Source organism: Halomonas sp. NYA30, from assembly GCF_976980765.1.
On sequence record NZ_OZ334477.1, the window covers coordinates 2,167,093 to 2,182,487 of the forward strand.

Genomic DNA, 15,395 nt, shown 5'->3' on the forward strand with positions numbered 1-15,395 from the left:
TTCTTGGCGGAAAGTTCTTAGCGGAATAGTATCAAGCGTGGGTGCCATTCGGCGCCGCAGGTAGCTCCAGTGTTAAACAGGCACCGCCAAGCGTTTTGGCATCCTCAACCCAGAGTCGTCCACCCAGATGAGCGATAATTCCACGGCTAATGGGTAGTCCCAAGCCGCTCCCTCTGGGCCGTCCTCTTGGAATATCATCGTCTTGCTGTATCTGATGGAATTTTTCAAATACCCGTTCACGCTCCTCCGCGCTAATACCGGCCCCGTTATCCTCCACGCTTAAACGGAAATGGCGGCGATGGCGATAGAGCGACAGGCGTACTTTAGGCTGGTGTCGATCGGCAAACTTACTAGCATTATCAAGCAGGTTAATAATCACCTGTTCTAAACGATCATGGTCACCAACCACCATCGCTGGTTCTGCTTCTAAATGAACCTCTAGCTGGACACCACGCTCTTGGTGCAAATGCGCAATGGCGTCAATGCTGTGTCGGATAAGAGCGGCAAGATCCAGTGGCACCGGGTTAAGCGTTAAACGGCCACTTTCCAGGCGGGCAAGGTCTAGTATTTCTTCGATTAAGCGTGAGAGCCGTTGACTTTCGAGAACGATGACACCCAGAAAATGCTGGCGTTTTTCATCGGGCAGTTGGCCACTATCGCGCAAAATTTCAGCAAAGGCGCGGATGGAGGTAAGCGGCGTGCGGAGTTCATGACTGACCATGGCGACAAACTCATCTTTTAAACGATCCAGCTCCCGCAGTCGTTCATTAGCGCTGCGTAACTCTTCGCCGATTTGGACGAGCTCTTGGGATTTCTGCTCTAAGCGGCGGTTGTACTCAAGGGTTTGCGAGGTGGTATCCAGAATACTAAGGATCGACTCAATATCCAGCGCCTCGCCGCGAACCACTGAGTTGATCAACACCCGCGCTGAAGAGCTGCCCAGAGCCCCCGCCAATGCCTGCTCTGCACGTGTAATCAACTCAGCGGCAGCGGGCTCGTCTGCTACAAATGCGTCTTTGGTACTGCCATGACTGAACACCCGTCGAGTAGTGTGAGCCCCCAGATAGCGAACCAAAAGCTCTTTAAGCGCCCCTTGGGTGGTTTGCCCGCGCCATAATGACGTCGAGAGCGATGTTGTTTGCAAATTAGGGTGCATGGCTTCGGTGAATAGCGCCGCCTGGGTTTGCTCCAGGGGCGTTGGGCGGGTAAACAGCGAAACACCGATCAGCAACCCGACGTTGACCAGCATGCTCCAGAGCAGCGAGTGAGTGTAAATATCCCAATTTTCGAGTCCAAACAGCGCATAGGGTTTCAACCAGCCGATTCCCCATGGCCCGTTTGTAAGTAGCGTGGCGTCCAGCCAGCCTGACTGGGCAAAGCCCGGCAACAGTAGCGTATAGCACCACACCAAGAAGCCGGCGATTAAGCCTGCCGTGGCGCCCTGGCGAGTCGCACCACGCCAGTAAAGGCCTATCAATAGCGCAGGTGCAAACTGTGCCGCACCTGCAAAAGAGACCAGTCCGATGGTGACCAGACTGTATGAGTCGCCAATGAGCGCATGGTAGAGATAACCCAGCAGTAGAATAAGCACGATAGCGACCCGGCGAATTCCCAGTAGCCAGCCGGCAAGCTCGCCTTTGGTACTTAAGTGCAAGCGCCGTGAGCGCAGCAGCAGTGGCATCACCAACTGGTTGCTGACCATTGTGGAGAGGGCGATTGTCTCGACGATCACCATACCGGTTGCCGCTGAAAGCCCCCCGATAAAGACCAGTAGCGGCAGTCCTTCTAGACCTGCTGAAAGCGGGAGCGTCAGAACAAAGCTATCCGGGTCGCCTGCGCTCGCACCCAGCAGCAGGCCTGCCAAGGCGATAGGGATCACGAACAGGTTGATCAACAGCATATAGAGGGGAAATAACCAGCTTGCTCTCGCTAAATGCTGCTCATCGACATTCTCTACTACCAGCACCTGAAACTGGCGGGGAAGCGTTAAAAAGGCCAGGAAGGCGAGCACCAGCATGCCCACCCAACCCGTGACGCCGCCAGGAACGCTGTCCAACCGCATGCTATCGACCAGCGCTGGCGTGGACGCTGCCTGGGCAAACAGCGCCGCGGGGCCTTCAAACATCACAAAGACCACGAACACACCGACGGCCATAAAGGCGATCAGCTTCACCAGGGATTCCAACGCGATGGCGGCCACCATGCCCTCGTGGCGTTCGCTGGCGTCCAAGTGGCGGGTGCCAAAGAGAATAATAAACACCGCCAGCACCAGCGCGACCCAGAGAGACTTATCCATCCAAAAGTGTTCATCCACCAGCGTCGTGTCGGCCGCTTGTGGGTAGTTAATGAGCACCGCATGGCTAACGGTAATGGCCTTTAACTGCAGGGCAATATAAGGCGTGATACTGATCAGGGCCATTAAGGCCACCAGTGCCCCTAAGCTGGTACTTTTGCCGTAGCGGGCACTGATAAAATCGGCAATTGAAGTAATGCGCTGGCGGGCGGCGATGCGAACCATCTTACGGACCACGAAGGGTGCCAGCAGCATGGCGAGGGTAGGGCCAAGATAGATGAGTAAAAAGCTGGGTCCATACTCCGCGGCACGCCCCACGCTGCCGTAGAAGGTCCAGGCAGTGCAGTAAACGGCAATGGAGAGGGCATATACCGTGGGTGAGCCGATCAGCGATCGCCCTTGCTCGGCCCGCCGATCGCCCCAGGCCGCGACCACAAACAGCAGTGCTAAATAGCCAAAGGCAGTGCCCAGGATGACGGCGTCAGTGCGCATCATCAGCGATCCGCACGGTGTTCCATTAGCCAAGCCGTCAAACCGATAACGACTGCCCAAGCGCAAAACAGATAGAGTGGTAACCAGCCGACGTTAAAGGAGGGAAGGCGGTCTACCACGATAATCAATGGTGGGCAGAACAGCAGTAAGGCCACCGCTACCAGGGCCATTAAGCGTTCGGTTTGTCGCGATTTAGTGCCTGTCTTTTTCATGAGGCGAAATTTTTCATAAGACTAAGCCTTTCATAAGGCACTCGCATCCTGTCGGTCAAAAGCATTGGCTTGTAGCGTTAATAGCTGTTCCAGGGTGTCGACACCGCGGGCCTCTAAGCGTGGCAGCAGGGCTAGCCAGAGTTCTGCGGTCACTCGAGCATCGCCTAAGGCAGTGTGGCGGGTGCCGGGGGGGAATGTTAGATCGTAGCGTTGCGCAAGGCTATCCAGGTCATGCCCATCTAAGGCTTCGTCCAGCGCGCGTGAAATTAGCAGAGTATCGATGACGGGAATATCAAAAGCGACGCCTTTATGACTGATGGCGAGCAGATCAAAGGCGGCGTTATGGGCCAGTAAAACGGCTTCCCCTACAAAGTCACGAAAGCGGGTAAGCACGATATCCAGCGGTGGTGCACCAATGACATCGGCATCGGTAAGGCCGTGAATGGCCGTACTGGCGGCCGGAATAGGCCGCTGAGGATCGACTTTTTGATCGAAGGCCTCGCTTGCCAATAGCCGCGCGTTGACCACGCGACAGGCACCAAGACTGATCACCGTGTCGCCTCTACGTAGCTCAAGCCCGGTGGTTTCAGTGTCAAACGCCACGACCTCCAAGCTGCGCAAGGAACGACTCGCAAGCGCTTCATCCGGCGGCGGGAGGTCGGCAATGCCAAAATCATGAAACTCGGGGCGTGGTGGTGCGGTTTCCCGTGGGGCACCAACGCGTTCAACGGCAGGGAGTGGAAGGCGTAGGCGGGCATGCACACCATCATCGTCGGCCAGACTCCAGATGTCGCTGGCGTGTTGGCGCAATACATCGGCCACGCTGGGTGTTAGGGGCAGTGAGTTGAGCGGCTGCTGGCGCCATTCAGCCAGTTCATGTTCGGGGATCGCTTTGCCACGCCAAATTAGGTCTAAATAGACACGCTTATTGCCTAGACATATTTCACCTTCAAAGCCGCTCTCAGGAAGGTGGGTATTCAGATGCTTTACTAATGAGTCGAACAGCGCAATCAGGGCGGGGGCATCGCCTTTAAACCAAGCGGGCATGCCCACTGGGGTAATCAAACGGTGCTCTGGATCTAGGCGTTCATCCAGGGCTTGCCAGAAATCGTTAGACCACATCGGTGTTAAGCGCTCGCCCTGATGCTGCATGTCGTCGAGCAGTTGACCGATTTTAGCCACGTTGTCGCCTAACGTGATGCCTTCCTCATGAATAACGCGCTCAAACCGTTGACGCAGCAATGACGTGCTGGCGTCGTTTTGATGGCGCAGTTGAATCAACGCATCGGCGGCACTGGTTAGGCTGGCGGTATGCTGGCGCAGCGGTGTCAGCATATCGGCCAATTCGGCTCTTACGCCCATTTCATTCGACCACGACGCCGTTGCATCACCAAACGTCAGCAATGTTTCGCCATCGCTACCCGGCACGCGGCGCAGAATAACCTTTAGCCACCGGTTATCGCAGGGGGCGAGCAGCTCTCGCGGGGAGCCGTCGTTAGGCAGTTGGCTGAGTGCTTGCTGTAAGCTAGCAACCGGAAGCAGCGCTTCAAGACGCTTACCTAAACCTAGCCCGGTATTGCCAATAAAAAAGTCTTCTGCCGCTTGGTTAAACAACATCACACGACGGTGGTGGTCACATAGCAGCAGCGGTGTTTCGAGTACTTGCAGCAGTGTTTCCAGCTCCTGGCGAATGCGTGCCGCGCTACGGGCGCCGTCGGCGTGGGCGGTAGCGAGGCGGCTGCGATCTTCGCGCCAGCTTTCGCGCACACGTCGTAAATCTGGCCCCAGCCCTTTTAGCCAACCCTCGGGTGGGTGTTCGTCACGGGCGTCGGGATTGGCAACCAAGCGCGCCAGCTGCACCTGTAAATGACGTAGCGGTGTAAACAGCATGCGTTCAAGCACTAAGCCCGCCAAAAACAGTGTCGCGCCACCGGAAAAACTGCCTAGCCATAGCGCCATTCGGGTGATACCCGTAGGCGCGAGCTGAGCATCCAACCAGGCGGCAAAAATAGCCCCACCCAATAGGCTGATGCCGCTTAGCGAGAGCCATAAGCCAATCAGGCGCTGGCGTTTGGGCAGCCCACCACGGGTCATGGCTGCTCCTTAATGAGTAGCGCTTTGACTTTTTCCACCAAGGATTGGGTGGAAAAAGGCTTGGTAATATAGTCATCAGCGCCCAGCGCCATGCCTTTTTCACGCTCGACATCGCGGCCGTGGGCAGTGAGCATAATAATCGGTAGTTGGGCGGTGCTTTCTTCGTTACGCAGGCGCTCTAAAACGTCAAAACCGCTAATCCCTGGCAGGCTGATATCAAGCAGGAGTAAATCGGGCTGGCTATCCTGGACACGTGCTAACGCCTGTTCACCATCTTCGGCAGTCACTACCTCAAATCCTGCTTGCTCCATCAAGAACTCAAGCGATAGCACAATGTTGGGTTCGTCATCGACGACGAGCACTTTGGCCATGGTGTTCTCCAGCTTTTATTTGTTTTAACGACGCATACTTGCAGTCTAGATAGATCGAGACAGTCAGCCAAGACGACCTTGGCCGAATGTACTAGCAATCCGCTAGCAGCGAGCAAATGCGATTGGTTTGGTACACTGGTGTCTCTATGCCATGGCATAACAAGCGATGGCTTACTACTGATCTGCTTGCTAAGGCTGTGAATGCGCGTACTACTGTTATCCGCCTACGAAGCGGTGAGTCATCGCTATTGGGCGCAAAGTTTAATGGCGCAGCTTGATGAAGTATCGTGGGCGATGTTGAGCCTGCCACCGCGTCATTTTGCCTGGCGAATTCGCGGCAACCCACTGAGCTGGATGTTGAAAGAGCAGGATACCCTTAGCCAGTCGTATGAGGTGGTGCTTGCCACGTCAATGGTGGATCTGGCGACGCTAATAGGGCTGTTTCCACACCTTGGCCGAGCCAAAAAGATCGTCTATTTTCACGAAAACCAGTTTGCCTATCCTGAGTCTAGCGATCAGATACCCCAGGTAGAGGCCAAAATGGTCAACCTCTACACGGCGCTAGCGGCGGATTGTGTGGTGTTTAACAGCGCTTACAACCGCGACTCTTTTATCGATGGCGCGCGAGCCTTTCTGAAAAAAATGCCTGAAAACCTACCTGCAGCGAAGCCATTGGAAGCGCTGCGCGAGCGGTCTCAGGTTTTACCCGTGCCCATTTCTGATAGCTCAATTTCTCACCAGCAAACGGCTGTGCAAAAAACAGTGCCACAGCGTATTGTTTGGAATCACCGCTGGGAGTATGACAAAAATCCTGATGACTTCTTTGCCGTGCTGTTCGCGTTAAGCGATGCCGGAGTGGCATTTGAGCTGGCCGTGCTAGGGCAGCGCTTCCGCCAAGCTCCGGCCATTTTTGACGAAGCCGAGCAGCGCTTAGCCAAGCATATTGTGGCTTGGGGGCCCCAGCCCGAGGGGAGGTATCGCGAATTGCTGGACAGCGCAGGCATCGTGGTATCGACCACCTGGCATGAGTTTCAAGGCTTGGCGATCATGGAGGCAGCTCAGCGCGGGGCGCTGCCCCTAGTGCCGGATCGGCTTTGCTTCCCGGCTTTATATCCACCTGACTACCGTTACGATGGCACTCAGGAAGGGCTTTATAAGCGACTCCATGCTTGGCTGACAAATCCAACTGCGCGTCCTATGAGCCTTGATACTGCGGCTTGGGAGTGGGCCGCTTGGCGCGAGGCCTATCGCCAGCTTCTTTCAGTCGAGCCGGTCTAATCGTCGTGTCGGCCAGTGCACCACGGCGGTATGGCGACGCATCTTTTGCGCAAGCATCGGGTGCTCACGGCGAATCACCTGCTCGGCAAAATCTGACAGAAAGTGGGATTTAAGCTCCGCGCGGGCGCGGTCGACGCCGCTGTGCTGGTAGGGGGTCGAAGCCAGCAGCATAAAGCCATCATCTGGGATGCGTCCGGCGCGCATATTGGTGTCAATGATGGTGGCTGCCGTGCCAATGGGCACTGCTAAGTCCGGCCCGTAAGGGCCAATAATCAGGGCGGTATTGGGTAGGTGCAGAAAATCAAAGCCCCGGCCGATGCAGATCACCCATTCGCGGTGCTCGATATCGAGCTCCCGCTCGACGCCATGCAATTCGCTAACGTGGGCAAGGTTACCTTCCAGCAGAGGCAACAAATCGCGCTGCATGTCATGGGGCATATCGGGGCAAAGGGCATTCAGTTGACTGCTTAGTCCTTCTGGGGCCCGGCCAATCCACTCGCTGACATCAAGGGTGGTGCCGTCTTGGCCATGAATCACCAGCGCATCGCTGTCGGTTTCAAAGCCGCACACCAGCGGGTAAACCTGCTGGTGGTCGTGGCCAAATAGCTTTCCAGCCTGTTCGGCAATGGCATAGGCGTGGGCTTTCGCGGCTTGGGTATCGCAGTTAAACCCGGCGCAGCCGCGGGCTGGGTTGCCATGGGAAAAGTGGTAGGTGATCAGCATTAGCGTGCTGCGCCCCGCCTGAGCGGCGTCGACTACCGTCTCGGTCAGCAGTTCCCCCAGGTAGGGCCAGCCTAGATCAAAAATGCCGCCCAGGTTACGAAACGGCGTAATGATACCTAACGGCGTGCGCGTGGCGTGGGGTATATGTATGCGCCCATCCATGCACTTCATGACGACGATGGATGTCGGGTGCTGTGCCGTATAACGCTGCCGCGCTAGCCATGCCCCTGGGCTACAGAAATGCTCGGCGTGTTGCCGTGACAGATCCAGTAGCGCATCAATACGCTGCTCAATGGGCTGATCATGCAGAAGCGTGGCAGGGGTAGGCATGGAGGACTCCGTCTAGGCGATTTCGGTTTTGTCTTTATAGTCGCACAGATCCTCAATAATGCAGCTACCGCAGCGCGGTTTGCGGGCAATGCAAGTATAGCGACCGTGCAGAATCAACCAGTGATGAGCATCTTGCAGAAATGCTTTGGGCACATGGCGCAGCAGTTTTTGCTCCACCTCCACAACATCTTTACCTTTGGCGATGCCAGTGCGATTAGAGACCCTGAAAATATGCGTATCCACGGCCATGGTGGGCTGGCCAAACGCCGTATTGAGAATCACATTGGCAGTTTTGCGGCCTACGCCAGGCAGGGCTTCTAACGCTTGGCGGGTGTTGGGCACTTCGCCGCCATGCAGGTTGACCAGCATATGGCAGGTTTTCATCAGGTTTTCGGCTTTGGTGTTGTATAAGCCGATGGTTTTGATGTGCTCTTTAAGTTCGTCGATGCCCAAATCAATGATCGCTTGGGGAGTATTCGCTACCGGGTAGAGCCGTGCTGTGGCTTTATTGACGCCCACATCGGTGGCTTGAGCAGAAAGCAGTACGGCAGCAAGCAGCTCAAAAGGTGAGCTCCAGTTAAGCTCGGTAGTGGGATGCGGGTTCTCTGCCTGAAGGCGAGCAAAAATTTCATGACGCTTTTGGGCATTCATGGCTGGTCTCGTTATTTAAAAGACAATGTTTTAAAAGACAGTGGTTAAAAACAGTATTTAAAAAAAAACAGTGACTTATGCGCAGTGATTAAAAACGCTATTTAATCGTACCGGTTACCCGCACACGGCGATCAACTCGGGTTTCAATGGCTGCCGGACGAGCGCGTGCTGCACTGCGTTGATCGATGGCATTTTTCAATGCGATCAACATGCCCGCCACAAAGAAAGCGCCCGGGGGCAGCACAAAAAACAGAAACTGGTAATCGTCGGCAATCGTCAGTTGCCAATTAGCGGCTTGGGGTCCAAACAGCAGCGCCATGTCGCTGAACAGCGTGCCCTGACCGAGTAGCTCGCGTAGGGCGCCCAGGAGTACCAGCACGGCGCCAAACCCCAGCCCCATCATCAAGCCATCGATAGCCGCTGGAATGACCGGTTGGCGGGAGGCAAAGGCATCGGCGCGGCCTAAAATAGCGCAGTTGGTGACAATCAGTGGAATAAAAATCCCTAGCACCTGATAGAGCGGGTAAGCATAGGCGGCCATCAGCAGTTCGGCGCAAGTCACAAAGGCGGCAATCACCATCACGAAAGCGGGCAAGCGCACCGCGCTGGGGACTTGGTGGCGAATCAGCGAGATCGCCGTGCTGGCGCCTACCATTACCAAAAGCGTGGCAAGTGCCAAGCCCAGCGCATTCACCACGCTGCCGCTAACGGCTAACAGCGGGCAAAGCCCCAGCAGTTGAACCAGCGCAGGGTTGTTTGACCACAGCCCATCACGGGCCAGTTGGCGCCATTGGCTCATCTGCTTGTTTTTCACGAGCGTGGCTCCTCAAATGTTATCGGTAATGGTGTATTAGCGGCGTACTCCAAGGCTTTATGAACGGCGTTAACCACGGCTCTGGGGGTGATCGTTGCGCCGGTAAACGCATCAAACTGGCCACCATCTTTAGTTACCGCCCAGCCCTCTGGTGGCAAACTATTTAGCCCCAGGCCATCAAAGTGAGTGATCCAGTCGCTGCGGCTGCGCTCAATATCATCGCCTAGCCCGGGCGTTTCCTGGTGTTGGGTGACGCGCACACCGCTAATGCGCTGCTGCTCATCAATCCCGATCAGTAGGCGAATTTCGCCGTTATAGCCTTGCCGGGTGACCACCGGAAAAATGACGGCACTGTGTTTATTACTGTTGTCGTTGTCGTTGTCGCTGCCGCTTACCCACCAGCCTTGGCTATCGCTTTTCAACCCCAGTGCTTCTGGGTTAGGAAGCGTAAAGGTGCTTTCTAGCACGCGTGCAACGGGCGTGTTGGCAAGCGTCTGAGGCAGTACTTCTTGAAGCTGACGGTGCTGGTAAGCCAACTGATGGGTCGCTATGCGCTCGGCGGTTAATGCGCGCGTGAGCGCAACGCTACCCGCGGTCACCAGAGCAAAAGTGCCCAATGCGAGAGCACCCCGCTGCATGGCTTGAAAGAGCGTCATGGCTGCTCACCCCGGGAGCTTTTTGGCTGCCCCGTCGGGCGTGGCACGCTGTACAGGTCTAGCAGCGGCACGCACAGATTCATCAGCAACACCGCAAACGCCACTGCATCCGGGTAACCGCCAAAGGTGCGAATAATGATAACCAAGGTGCCGATACCGGCTCCATAAAGTAGTTTGCCGCGGCGGCTGGTGGCGGCGGAAACCGGGTCGGTGGCGATAAAAAATGCCCCAAACAGCGTCGCCCCGGTAAGTAGGTGAAAAAGCGGTGAGGCAAAGTGGCTGGGGTCGCTGAGATAAAACAGCGTGGCCAGCACCACTAGGCTACCCAGCATAGCGGCAGGAATGTGCCAACTGATAATCCGCTTTGCCAGCAACAATACGCCACCTGCTAACCAAGCAAGGGCGACCCAGCGCCAAGCACTCAATGTGCTCTCGGGCAGTGGGTGGGTGGCCCAGAATTCGCTGGCAAGCACGGCCTCGCCTTTGTGCTTAAAGGCATCGAGCGGTGTGGCGCCACTTAGGCCATCTAGCTGGCCAGCTGGCAGCGTTCCTGTGATTTGTGCCCACAAGCCCTCCGGTAGTAGTTCTTGGGGGGGAGCCCAAAGCGTCATATAGGTTGGGAACGACACCAAAAGCAGCGCATAACCTACCATGGCGGGGTTAAACGGATTGTGGCCCAAGCCACCGTATAACTGTTTAGCGACGATGATCGCCGCGATCATCCCGACACCGATCAGCCACCAAGGGCTTGCGGGGGGCAGCGAAACGCCCAGTAAAACGCCGGTGAGTAGGGCACTTGAGTCATTCAACGTAATACGAACGGGGCGATTACGTAACTTAAGAATGGCGGCTTCTAGCCCAAGGCCAAACGCTGCCGCTAGCATTACATTGCTGAGTACCCCAAGGCCAAAGAAATAGCTCATAGTGGCGATGCCCGGCAGCGTGGCGATGATCACCCAGCGCATTAAATTTGCCGTGGGTGGCACGATAGTAGCGTTTGCACTGGTCACCTGTGAGGCGTGCATCATGCTCATGGTGATTCCTTGCTGGGCTGTTGTTCGCGTGCTTGGGTAAGCTGGACCTCGGTGGCGCGTAAATTTTCCTGGGCGGTGGCAAGCTGCATTTCGAGATCATCAAGAGGCTGTTTGGGGTCTTCCTGGGCAACGCGTGCCAGGGTTTTTTCAGCTTTTTTGACTGACGCCTTGGCGGCGGCATGGGCAATTCGTAGCCCGCGCAAGTCGACCTTTTCACTACTGGCTGCTGCACTAGTGGGCGTTTGACGCTGTTGCGATTTGCGGGCCTCTTTACGTGCCTGTTTCTCCGCCTCTTCCCGCGCCAACCGCGCTTGACGAAACTCAAAGCGGTGCTTGGCATGCTCTGCTTTTACCGTCTCGATTCGCTGCAGGCGGATTCGACTTTTTGCTTCACGATAATCGTCAACCAGGGGGATATGGCTGGGGCAGACGTAGCTGCAAGCGCCGCACTCAATGCAGTCGAAAAGATGATAACGCTCCATCTTGGCATCATCGTTGGCGCGAGCGTACCAGTGGAGCTGTTGGGGTAGCAGCGACACCGGGCAAACGCTTTCACACTCACCACAGCGTATGCAGGGGGATTCCACCGGGGCAGGTGGTAGTTCGGCAATAGTTGCAGCTATTAAACAGTTGGTAAGTTTGGTAACTGGCGTATCAAGTGTCAGCAGCGGCGCTCCCATCATGGGGCCGCCCTGAATCACTTGATTGAGCATGGGCTGATTAAGGCCTGCCTGTTCCAGCAGTGCTTTCACGGAGGTGCCTAGTCGCACCCAGCGATTGCCGGGCTGACTGATCGCTTCGCCCGTTAGCGTGACAACCCTGGACACCAGCGGCTGACCATCACGCACTGCATGTAATATTGCCAGCAGTGTGCCAGGGTTATGGCACAGCACGCCTACGTCAGCGGGTAAGCCGCCGCTGGGTACCGTTAGATCCAGCAGTTTTTTGATCAGTTGGCGCTCGCCGCCGCTGGGGTAGCGGGTAGAAATCACCTTGAGCTCAACGGTAATCGGGTGGCTATTCTGTATCGCCTGCCGCAGCGCTTCAATTGCCTCGGGTTTGTTATCTTCAATGCCGATAACGATATGCTGCGCGCCGCACAGTTTGGCGCTTATCTGGGCGCCTTCGAGTACGTCGTTAGCGTAGTGGCGTAGCGTGATATCGTCGGCGGTGATATAAGGCTCACATTCGGCGGCGTTGATCACCAAAGTATGAATGTCATGCTGTTCCACTACCCGCGCTTTAATATGGGTAGGGAAACCAGCTCCGCCGAGTCCGACAACCCCGCTCTCATTCAAGCGCTCAAGTAGCGCATTGAGTTCGCCGCGTTGCCAGTCGAGGCTGGGTAACCGGAGCCACTCATCCTGACCATCGCTATCAATGATGATTTGGATAGCGCTCACCTCGCTCACCGTGCCGCTAATACTGGCGTGCACGTTGCTGGAGATCATGCCTTCGCGTTTAGCAATGACACTACCTACGTTGACGGCATCGCCCGGCGCAACACAGGGTGTCGCGGGCTGGCCACTATGTTGTTGCAGCGGGAGAATCACTCGGCTGGGCAGCGGTGCCTCAATCAGCGCGGTCTGATTCGAGCGCTGTTTGCGCTCAGGCGGGTGAATCCCACCGGGGAAATCAAAGGCGTTCGACATGAACACCCCCAACGGTAGGCTGACGGTCACTGGCAATTAACCCCGGGGAGTGCGCTGTTACCGGTTGCCATTGGGTGAGCGGTGCCGTGCGTGGCAGCATATCGATACAGTCTACGGGGCAAGGGTCAAGGCACAGATCGCAGCCGGTACACTCATCCTCAATCACGGTATGCATTAACTTAGCCGCACCAATAATCGCATCGACCGGGCAGGCTTGAATGCACTTGGTACAGCCGATGCACTCCTCTTCACGAATAAATGCCACTTTTGCCACGCTTTGAGCTTCGCCGTCCAGGGGCTCAGGCTCCCGGCCTAATAGATCAGCGAGGGCGTGGATCGTCGATTCGCCACCTGGCGGGCATTTATTCAGTGCATCGCCTTGGTTAATCGCCTCGGCGTAGGGGCGGCAGCCAGGGTAGCCGCATTGGCCACATTGGGTTTGCGGCAAGAGTGCATCAATTTGCTCTACCAGCGGATTTTCCTGACGTTTGAAACGCTCACTCACGCCACCGAGCAGGGCACCGAAACCAATGCCCAGGCCCGTTAATACGGCGATGGCGCTAAGCATGCCAATAGCATTGAAAGTGTCACTCATTGCGCGTTGCCTTCACCCTTGCACCAACCCTGAAAAGCCCAAAAAAGCTAACGACATAAGACTGGCTGTTACCATCGCAATCGCAGCGCCTTGAAAGGGCTTGGGAATATCTGCCCCAGCTAAGCGTTCGCGCATGGCCGCAAACAGAATCAGAATAAGCGAGAACCCCAACGCGGCACCTAAACCATAGAGGGTGGTATGAAAAAAACTGAGTTCGCGGTTTAGCGACAGTAGCGCTACACCCAATACCGCGCAGTTGGTGGTAATTAGCGGTAGAAAAATCCCCAGCACTTGGTGCAGCAACGGACTCAGCTGGCGCACCATGATTTCCGTGAACTGTACGACAGCGGCAATCACTACGATAAAGCTGATGGTGCGCAGATACGTGACATCCAGCGGCACCAGCAGCCCATGATAGACAACGAAACTGGCCGCCGACGCCAGGGTGAGTACAAAGGTGGTGGCCAGGGACATGCCCATGGCAGACTCCAGCTTATTGGAGACGCCCATAAACGGGCATAGACCCAGAAACTGTACCAATACGAAGTTGTTGACCAGCGCTGTGCTGATCAAAATGATAAATAGCTCACTCATGATGGCGCATTGTGCGAAGAAATGGTGGCGTTGGCGAGCGAAGGTGTATAAACCTTGGCGCAGTGTCTGCCAGCTGCTTTAGCAGCGTAAAGCGCTTGGTCAGCGGCGGTCATTAATCCACTGAATGTCTGGATGCCTGCTATACCCAACTGGCTAATACCGATGCTCACGGTAACATGCGGTGCTACGGGCGACATATGGTGTAGATGCTGCAATTGATCAATAGCGTCACTAAGTGCTTGGCTTTTTTCCAATGCCTGGGTAGCTGATGTTGCGGACATCATGGCACTAAACTCCTCGCCGCCTGTACGCGCGATAAAGAAGCCATGTGCAGTGGCGACGTCATGCATGGTTTGTGCTACCCGCTGCAAACATATATCACCCTTGGGATGCCCATAATGATCATTAAACATTTTGAAGTGATCGATATCGAGCATCATGACCGACAACGGTTGGCCTGACGCCAAGGCGCTATTAACCACCTCTTGCAGGCGCTGATCGAATAATCGCCGATTGGGTAAACCGGTTAAAGGGTCATGAGTAGAAAGCTCGATAAGCTCAGCATTGAGCTGCTGTTGATGCTTGAACTGGTCTTGAAAGGCCCGTGCTAGGATGCCGATTTCATCTCCACGCCTTAATAAATTGCTTGATCCCTTTAAATCCACGCTGGCTTGCTGCGTAAACTGGGTCAGAGTTCTGAGTGGCTTCAGAATAATACGCTCCAGTAGCAGCAGAACAAGGCCAATCACTAATAGCATCAAGCAGGCTGTCCATAAAAGTACGTAGCGAAACGTTTCTAGACTGGCCAAATAACTGGTGCGATTAAGCTGGGTTCCCAATGCTAACTGCTCGTTATGCGGGTAGGTAGTCAAATAGCGCTGCGCCTGGATCGTATTGCCTGAGATGGTGACGGCTGCGTCATTATTGATACCGCCTTTCACCATCGAAAGCGTCGTTGGTAGCCCCGTATAGTCTTTTATGATCGTCAACCATTCATCGTCCATCGGCCTTACTTTGAATAGCCATCCTTGGGGCGGACCGCTCTCATCGGTTCTCACAATGGGGTTGGACGCAACCATTAGCGGCGTTGTGCCCGCATACAGGCTACTTTTACCCTGTTCTGGATCTTCTTTAATGGAAGCCTGCATCGAGCGAATAAGTCCCGACATCCAGCGGCACTCACGTTCTGCGGTATAGCAAGCGTGGTATTGGCCGGTAGCAGGATTGAGACCTGCCAAAAAATGTACATCGCCCTCCGCGTTGAAAAAGGCCATTAGCTGGTAGCGCATTTCTTCAAACATCTGTTGGCTAAAATTGGTATCCGTATAGCCAGGGTAGTTACCCTGAATAAATTCATAGGTATCGTCCCAGATCGACCAGTCTCGCGCTTGGGCTAGTAGTTCCTGTTGGCTGATATTGAGGCTGCGTTCAATTTGCGCTAGCTCCTGGATTACTACCGCACGCTCTTCCTTATGAAGTGCGGGAAATATTACCCACTTGCTCAAGGCAGCTAAGGAAATAAGGGCTAGTAATAACACCCCGCCCAAGGCGGCCAGAAAACGAAAGCGCAAAGATCGAGAGAAGCGATGAACCATAGGGGTGCCTA

The 15,395-nt window shown here is 55.3% G+C and carries 14 protein-coding genes; 1 reads left to right on the forward strand and 13 read right to left on the reverse strand.

Going from position 1 to position 15,395, the window contains the following annotated elements:
- Positions 1-31: 31 nt before the first annotated feature.
- From ACWI0H_RS09955 to ACWI0H_RS09970, 4 genes are read right to left on the reverse strand one after another with little or no spacing between them, the layout of a single operon-like run.
- Positions 32-2,785 carry an ATP-binding protein gene (locus ACWI0H_RS09955; RefSeq protein ID WP_485876198.1) on the reverse strand — a complete coding sequence of 918 codons (2,754 nt, stop codon included), beginning with the start codon at positions 2,783-2,785 and terminating at the stop codon, positions 32-34.
- A gap of 2 nt (positions 2,786-2,787) precedes the next feature.
- Positions 2,788-2,997: a hypothetical protein gene (locus ACWI0H_RS09960; protein ID WP_008957305.1), complete on the reverse strand. Its 210-nt coding sequence runs from the start codon at positions 2,995-2,997 to the stop codon at positions 2,788-2,790.
- A 30-nt stretch (positions 2,998-3,027) separates the two neighbouring features.
- A complete protein-coding gene (locus tag ACWI0H_RS09965) occupies positions 3,028-5,091 on the reverse strand; it encodes a 3'-5' exonuclease (RefSeq protein WP_485876046.1) in 2,064 nt (687 codons plus the stop codon).
- The gene (locus ACWI0H_RS09970; RefSeq protein WP_101147179.1) at positions 5,088-5,462 is read right to left on the reverse strand and encodes a response regulator transcription factor; all 375 of its coding nucleotides are present in this window, start codon (positions 5,460-5,462) and stop codon (positions 5,088-5,090) included. Before ACWI0H_RS09970 ends, ACWI0H_RS09965 begins: the two co-directional genes overlap by 4 nt.
- Positions 5,463-5,663: 201 nt before the next feature.
- Here ACWI0H_RS09970 and ACWI0H_RS09975 point away from each other — a divergent pair, with 201 nt between their 5' ends.
- Positions 5,664-6,740 carry a tRNA-queuosine alpha-mannosyltransferase domain-containing protein gene (locus ACWI0H_RS09975; RefSeq protein WP_101147180.1) on the forward strand — a complete coding sequence of 359 codons (1,077 nt, stop codon included), beginning with the start codon at positions 5,664-5,666 and terminating at the stop codon, positions 6,738-6,740.
- Here ACWI0H_RS09975 and ACWI0H_RS09980 read toward each other — a convergent pair.
- The 9 genes from ACWI0H_RS09980 to ACWI0H_RS10020 all read right to left on the reverse strand — a co-directional run bounded on the left by ACWI0H_RS09980 (position 6,723) and on the right by ACWI0H_RS10020 (position 15,384).
- A complete protein-coding gene (locus tag ACWI0H_RS09980; RefSeq protein ID WP_101147181.1) occupies positions 6,723-7,793 on the reverse strand; it encodes a carboxysome shell carbonic anhydrase domain-containg protein in 1,071 nt (356 codons plus the stop codon). The two genes, ACWI0H_RS09975 and ACWI0H_RS09980, sit on opposite strands and share 18 nt — an antisense overlap.
- Positions 7,794-7,805: 12 nt before the next feature.
- On the reverse strand, positions 7,806-8,444 hold the full coding sequence (nth, locus tag ACWI0H_RS09985) for an endonuclease III (RefSeq protein ID WP_101147182.1): 639 nt from the start codon (positions 8,442-8,444) through the stop codon (positions 7,806-7,808).
- Between the two features lie 97 nt (positions 8,445-8,541).
- The gene (locus tag ACWI0H_RS09990) at positions 8,542-9,243 is read right to left on the reverse strand and encodes an electron transport complex subunit E (RefSeq protein WP_101147281.1); all 702 of its coding nucleotides are present in this window, start codon (positions 9,241-9,243) and stop codon (positions 8,542-8,544) included.
- 11 nt (positions 9,244-9,254) lie between these two features.
- The gene (gene rsxG / locus ACWI0H_RS09995) at positions 9,255-9,914 is read right to left on the reverse strand and encodes an electron transport complex subunit RsxG (RefSeq protein WP_101147183.1); all 660 of its coding nucleotides are present in this window, start codon (positions 9,912-9,914) and stop codon (positions 9,255-9,257) included.
- Complete coding sequence (locus ACWI0H_RS10000) at positions 9,911-10,948, reverse strand: RnfABCDGE type electron transport complex subunit D (protein WP_101147184.1); 1,038 nt, start codon at positions 10,946-10,948, stop codon at positions 9,911-9,913. The genes rsxG and ACWI0H_RS10000 overlap by 4 nt, the downstream gene beginning before the upstream one ends.
- Complete coding sequence (gene rsxC, locus ACWI0H_RS10005) at positions 10,945-12,600, reverse strand: electron transport complex subunit RsxC (RefSeq protein WP_485876047.1); 1,656 nt, start codon at positions 12,598-12,600, stop codon at positions 10,945-10,947. Before rsxC ends, ACWI0H_RS10000 begins: the two co-directional genes overlap by 4 nt.
- Entirely contained in the window at positions 12,584-13,195 is a 612-nt protein-coding gene (gene rsxB / locus ACWI0H_RS10010; protein WP_485876048.1) for an electron transport complex subunit RsxB, read from the reverse strand. The genes rsxC and rsxB overlap by 17 nt, the downstream gene beginning before the upstream one ends.
- A 12-nt stretch (positions 13,196-13,207) precedes the next feature.
- Positions 13,208-13,789: an electron transport complex subunit RsxA gene (rsxA, locus tag ACWI0H_RS10015; RefSeq protein ID WP_485876049.1), complete on the reverse strand. Its 582-nt coding sequence runs from the start codon at positions 13,787-13,789 to the stop codon at positions 13,208-13,210.
- Complete coding sequence (locus tag ACWI0H_RS10020) at positions 13,786-15,384, reverse strand: sensor domain-containing diguanylate cyclase (protein WP_485876050.1); 1,599 nt, start codon at positions 15,382-15,384, stop codon at positions 13,786-13,788. The genes rsxA and ACWI0H_RS10020 overlap by 4 nt, the downstream gene beginning before the upstream one ends.
- Between the last annotated feature and the right edge of the window lie 11 nt (positions 15,385-15,395).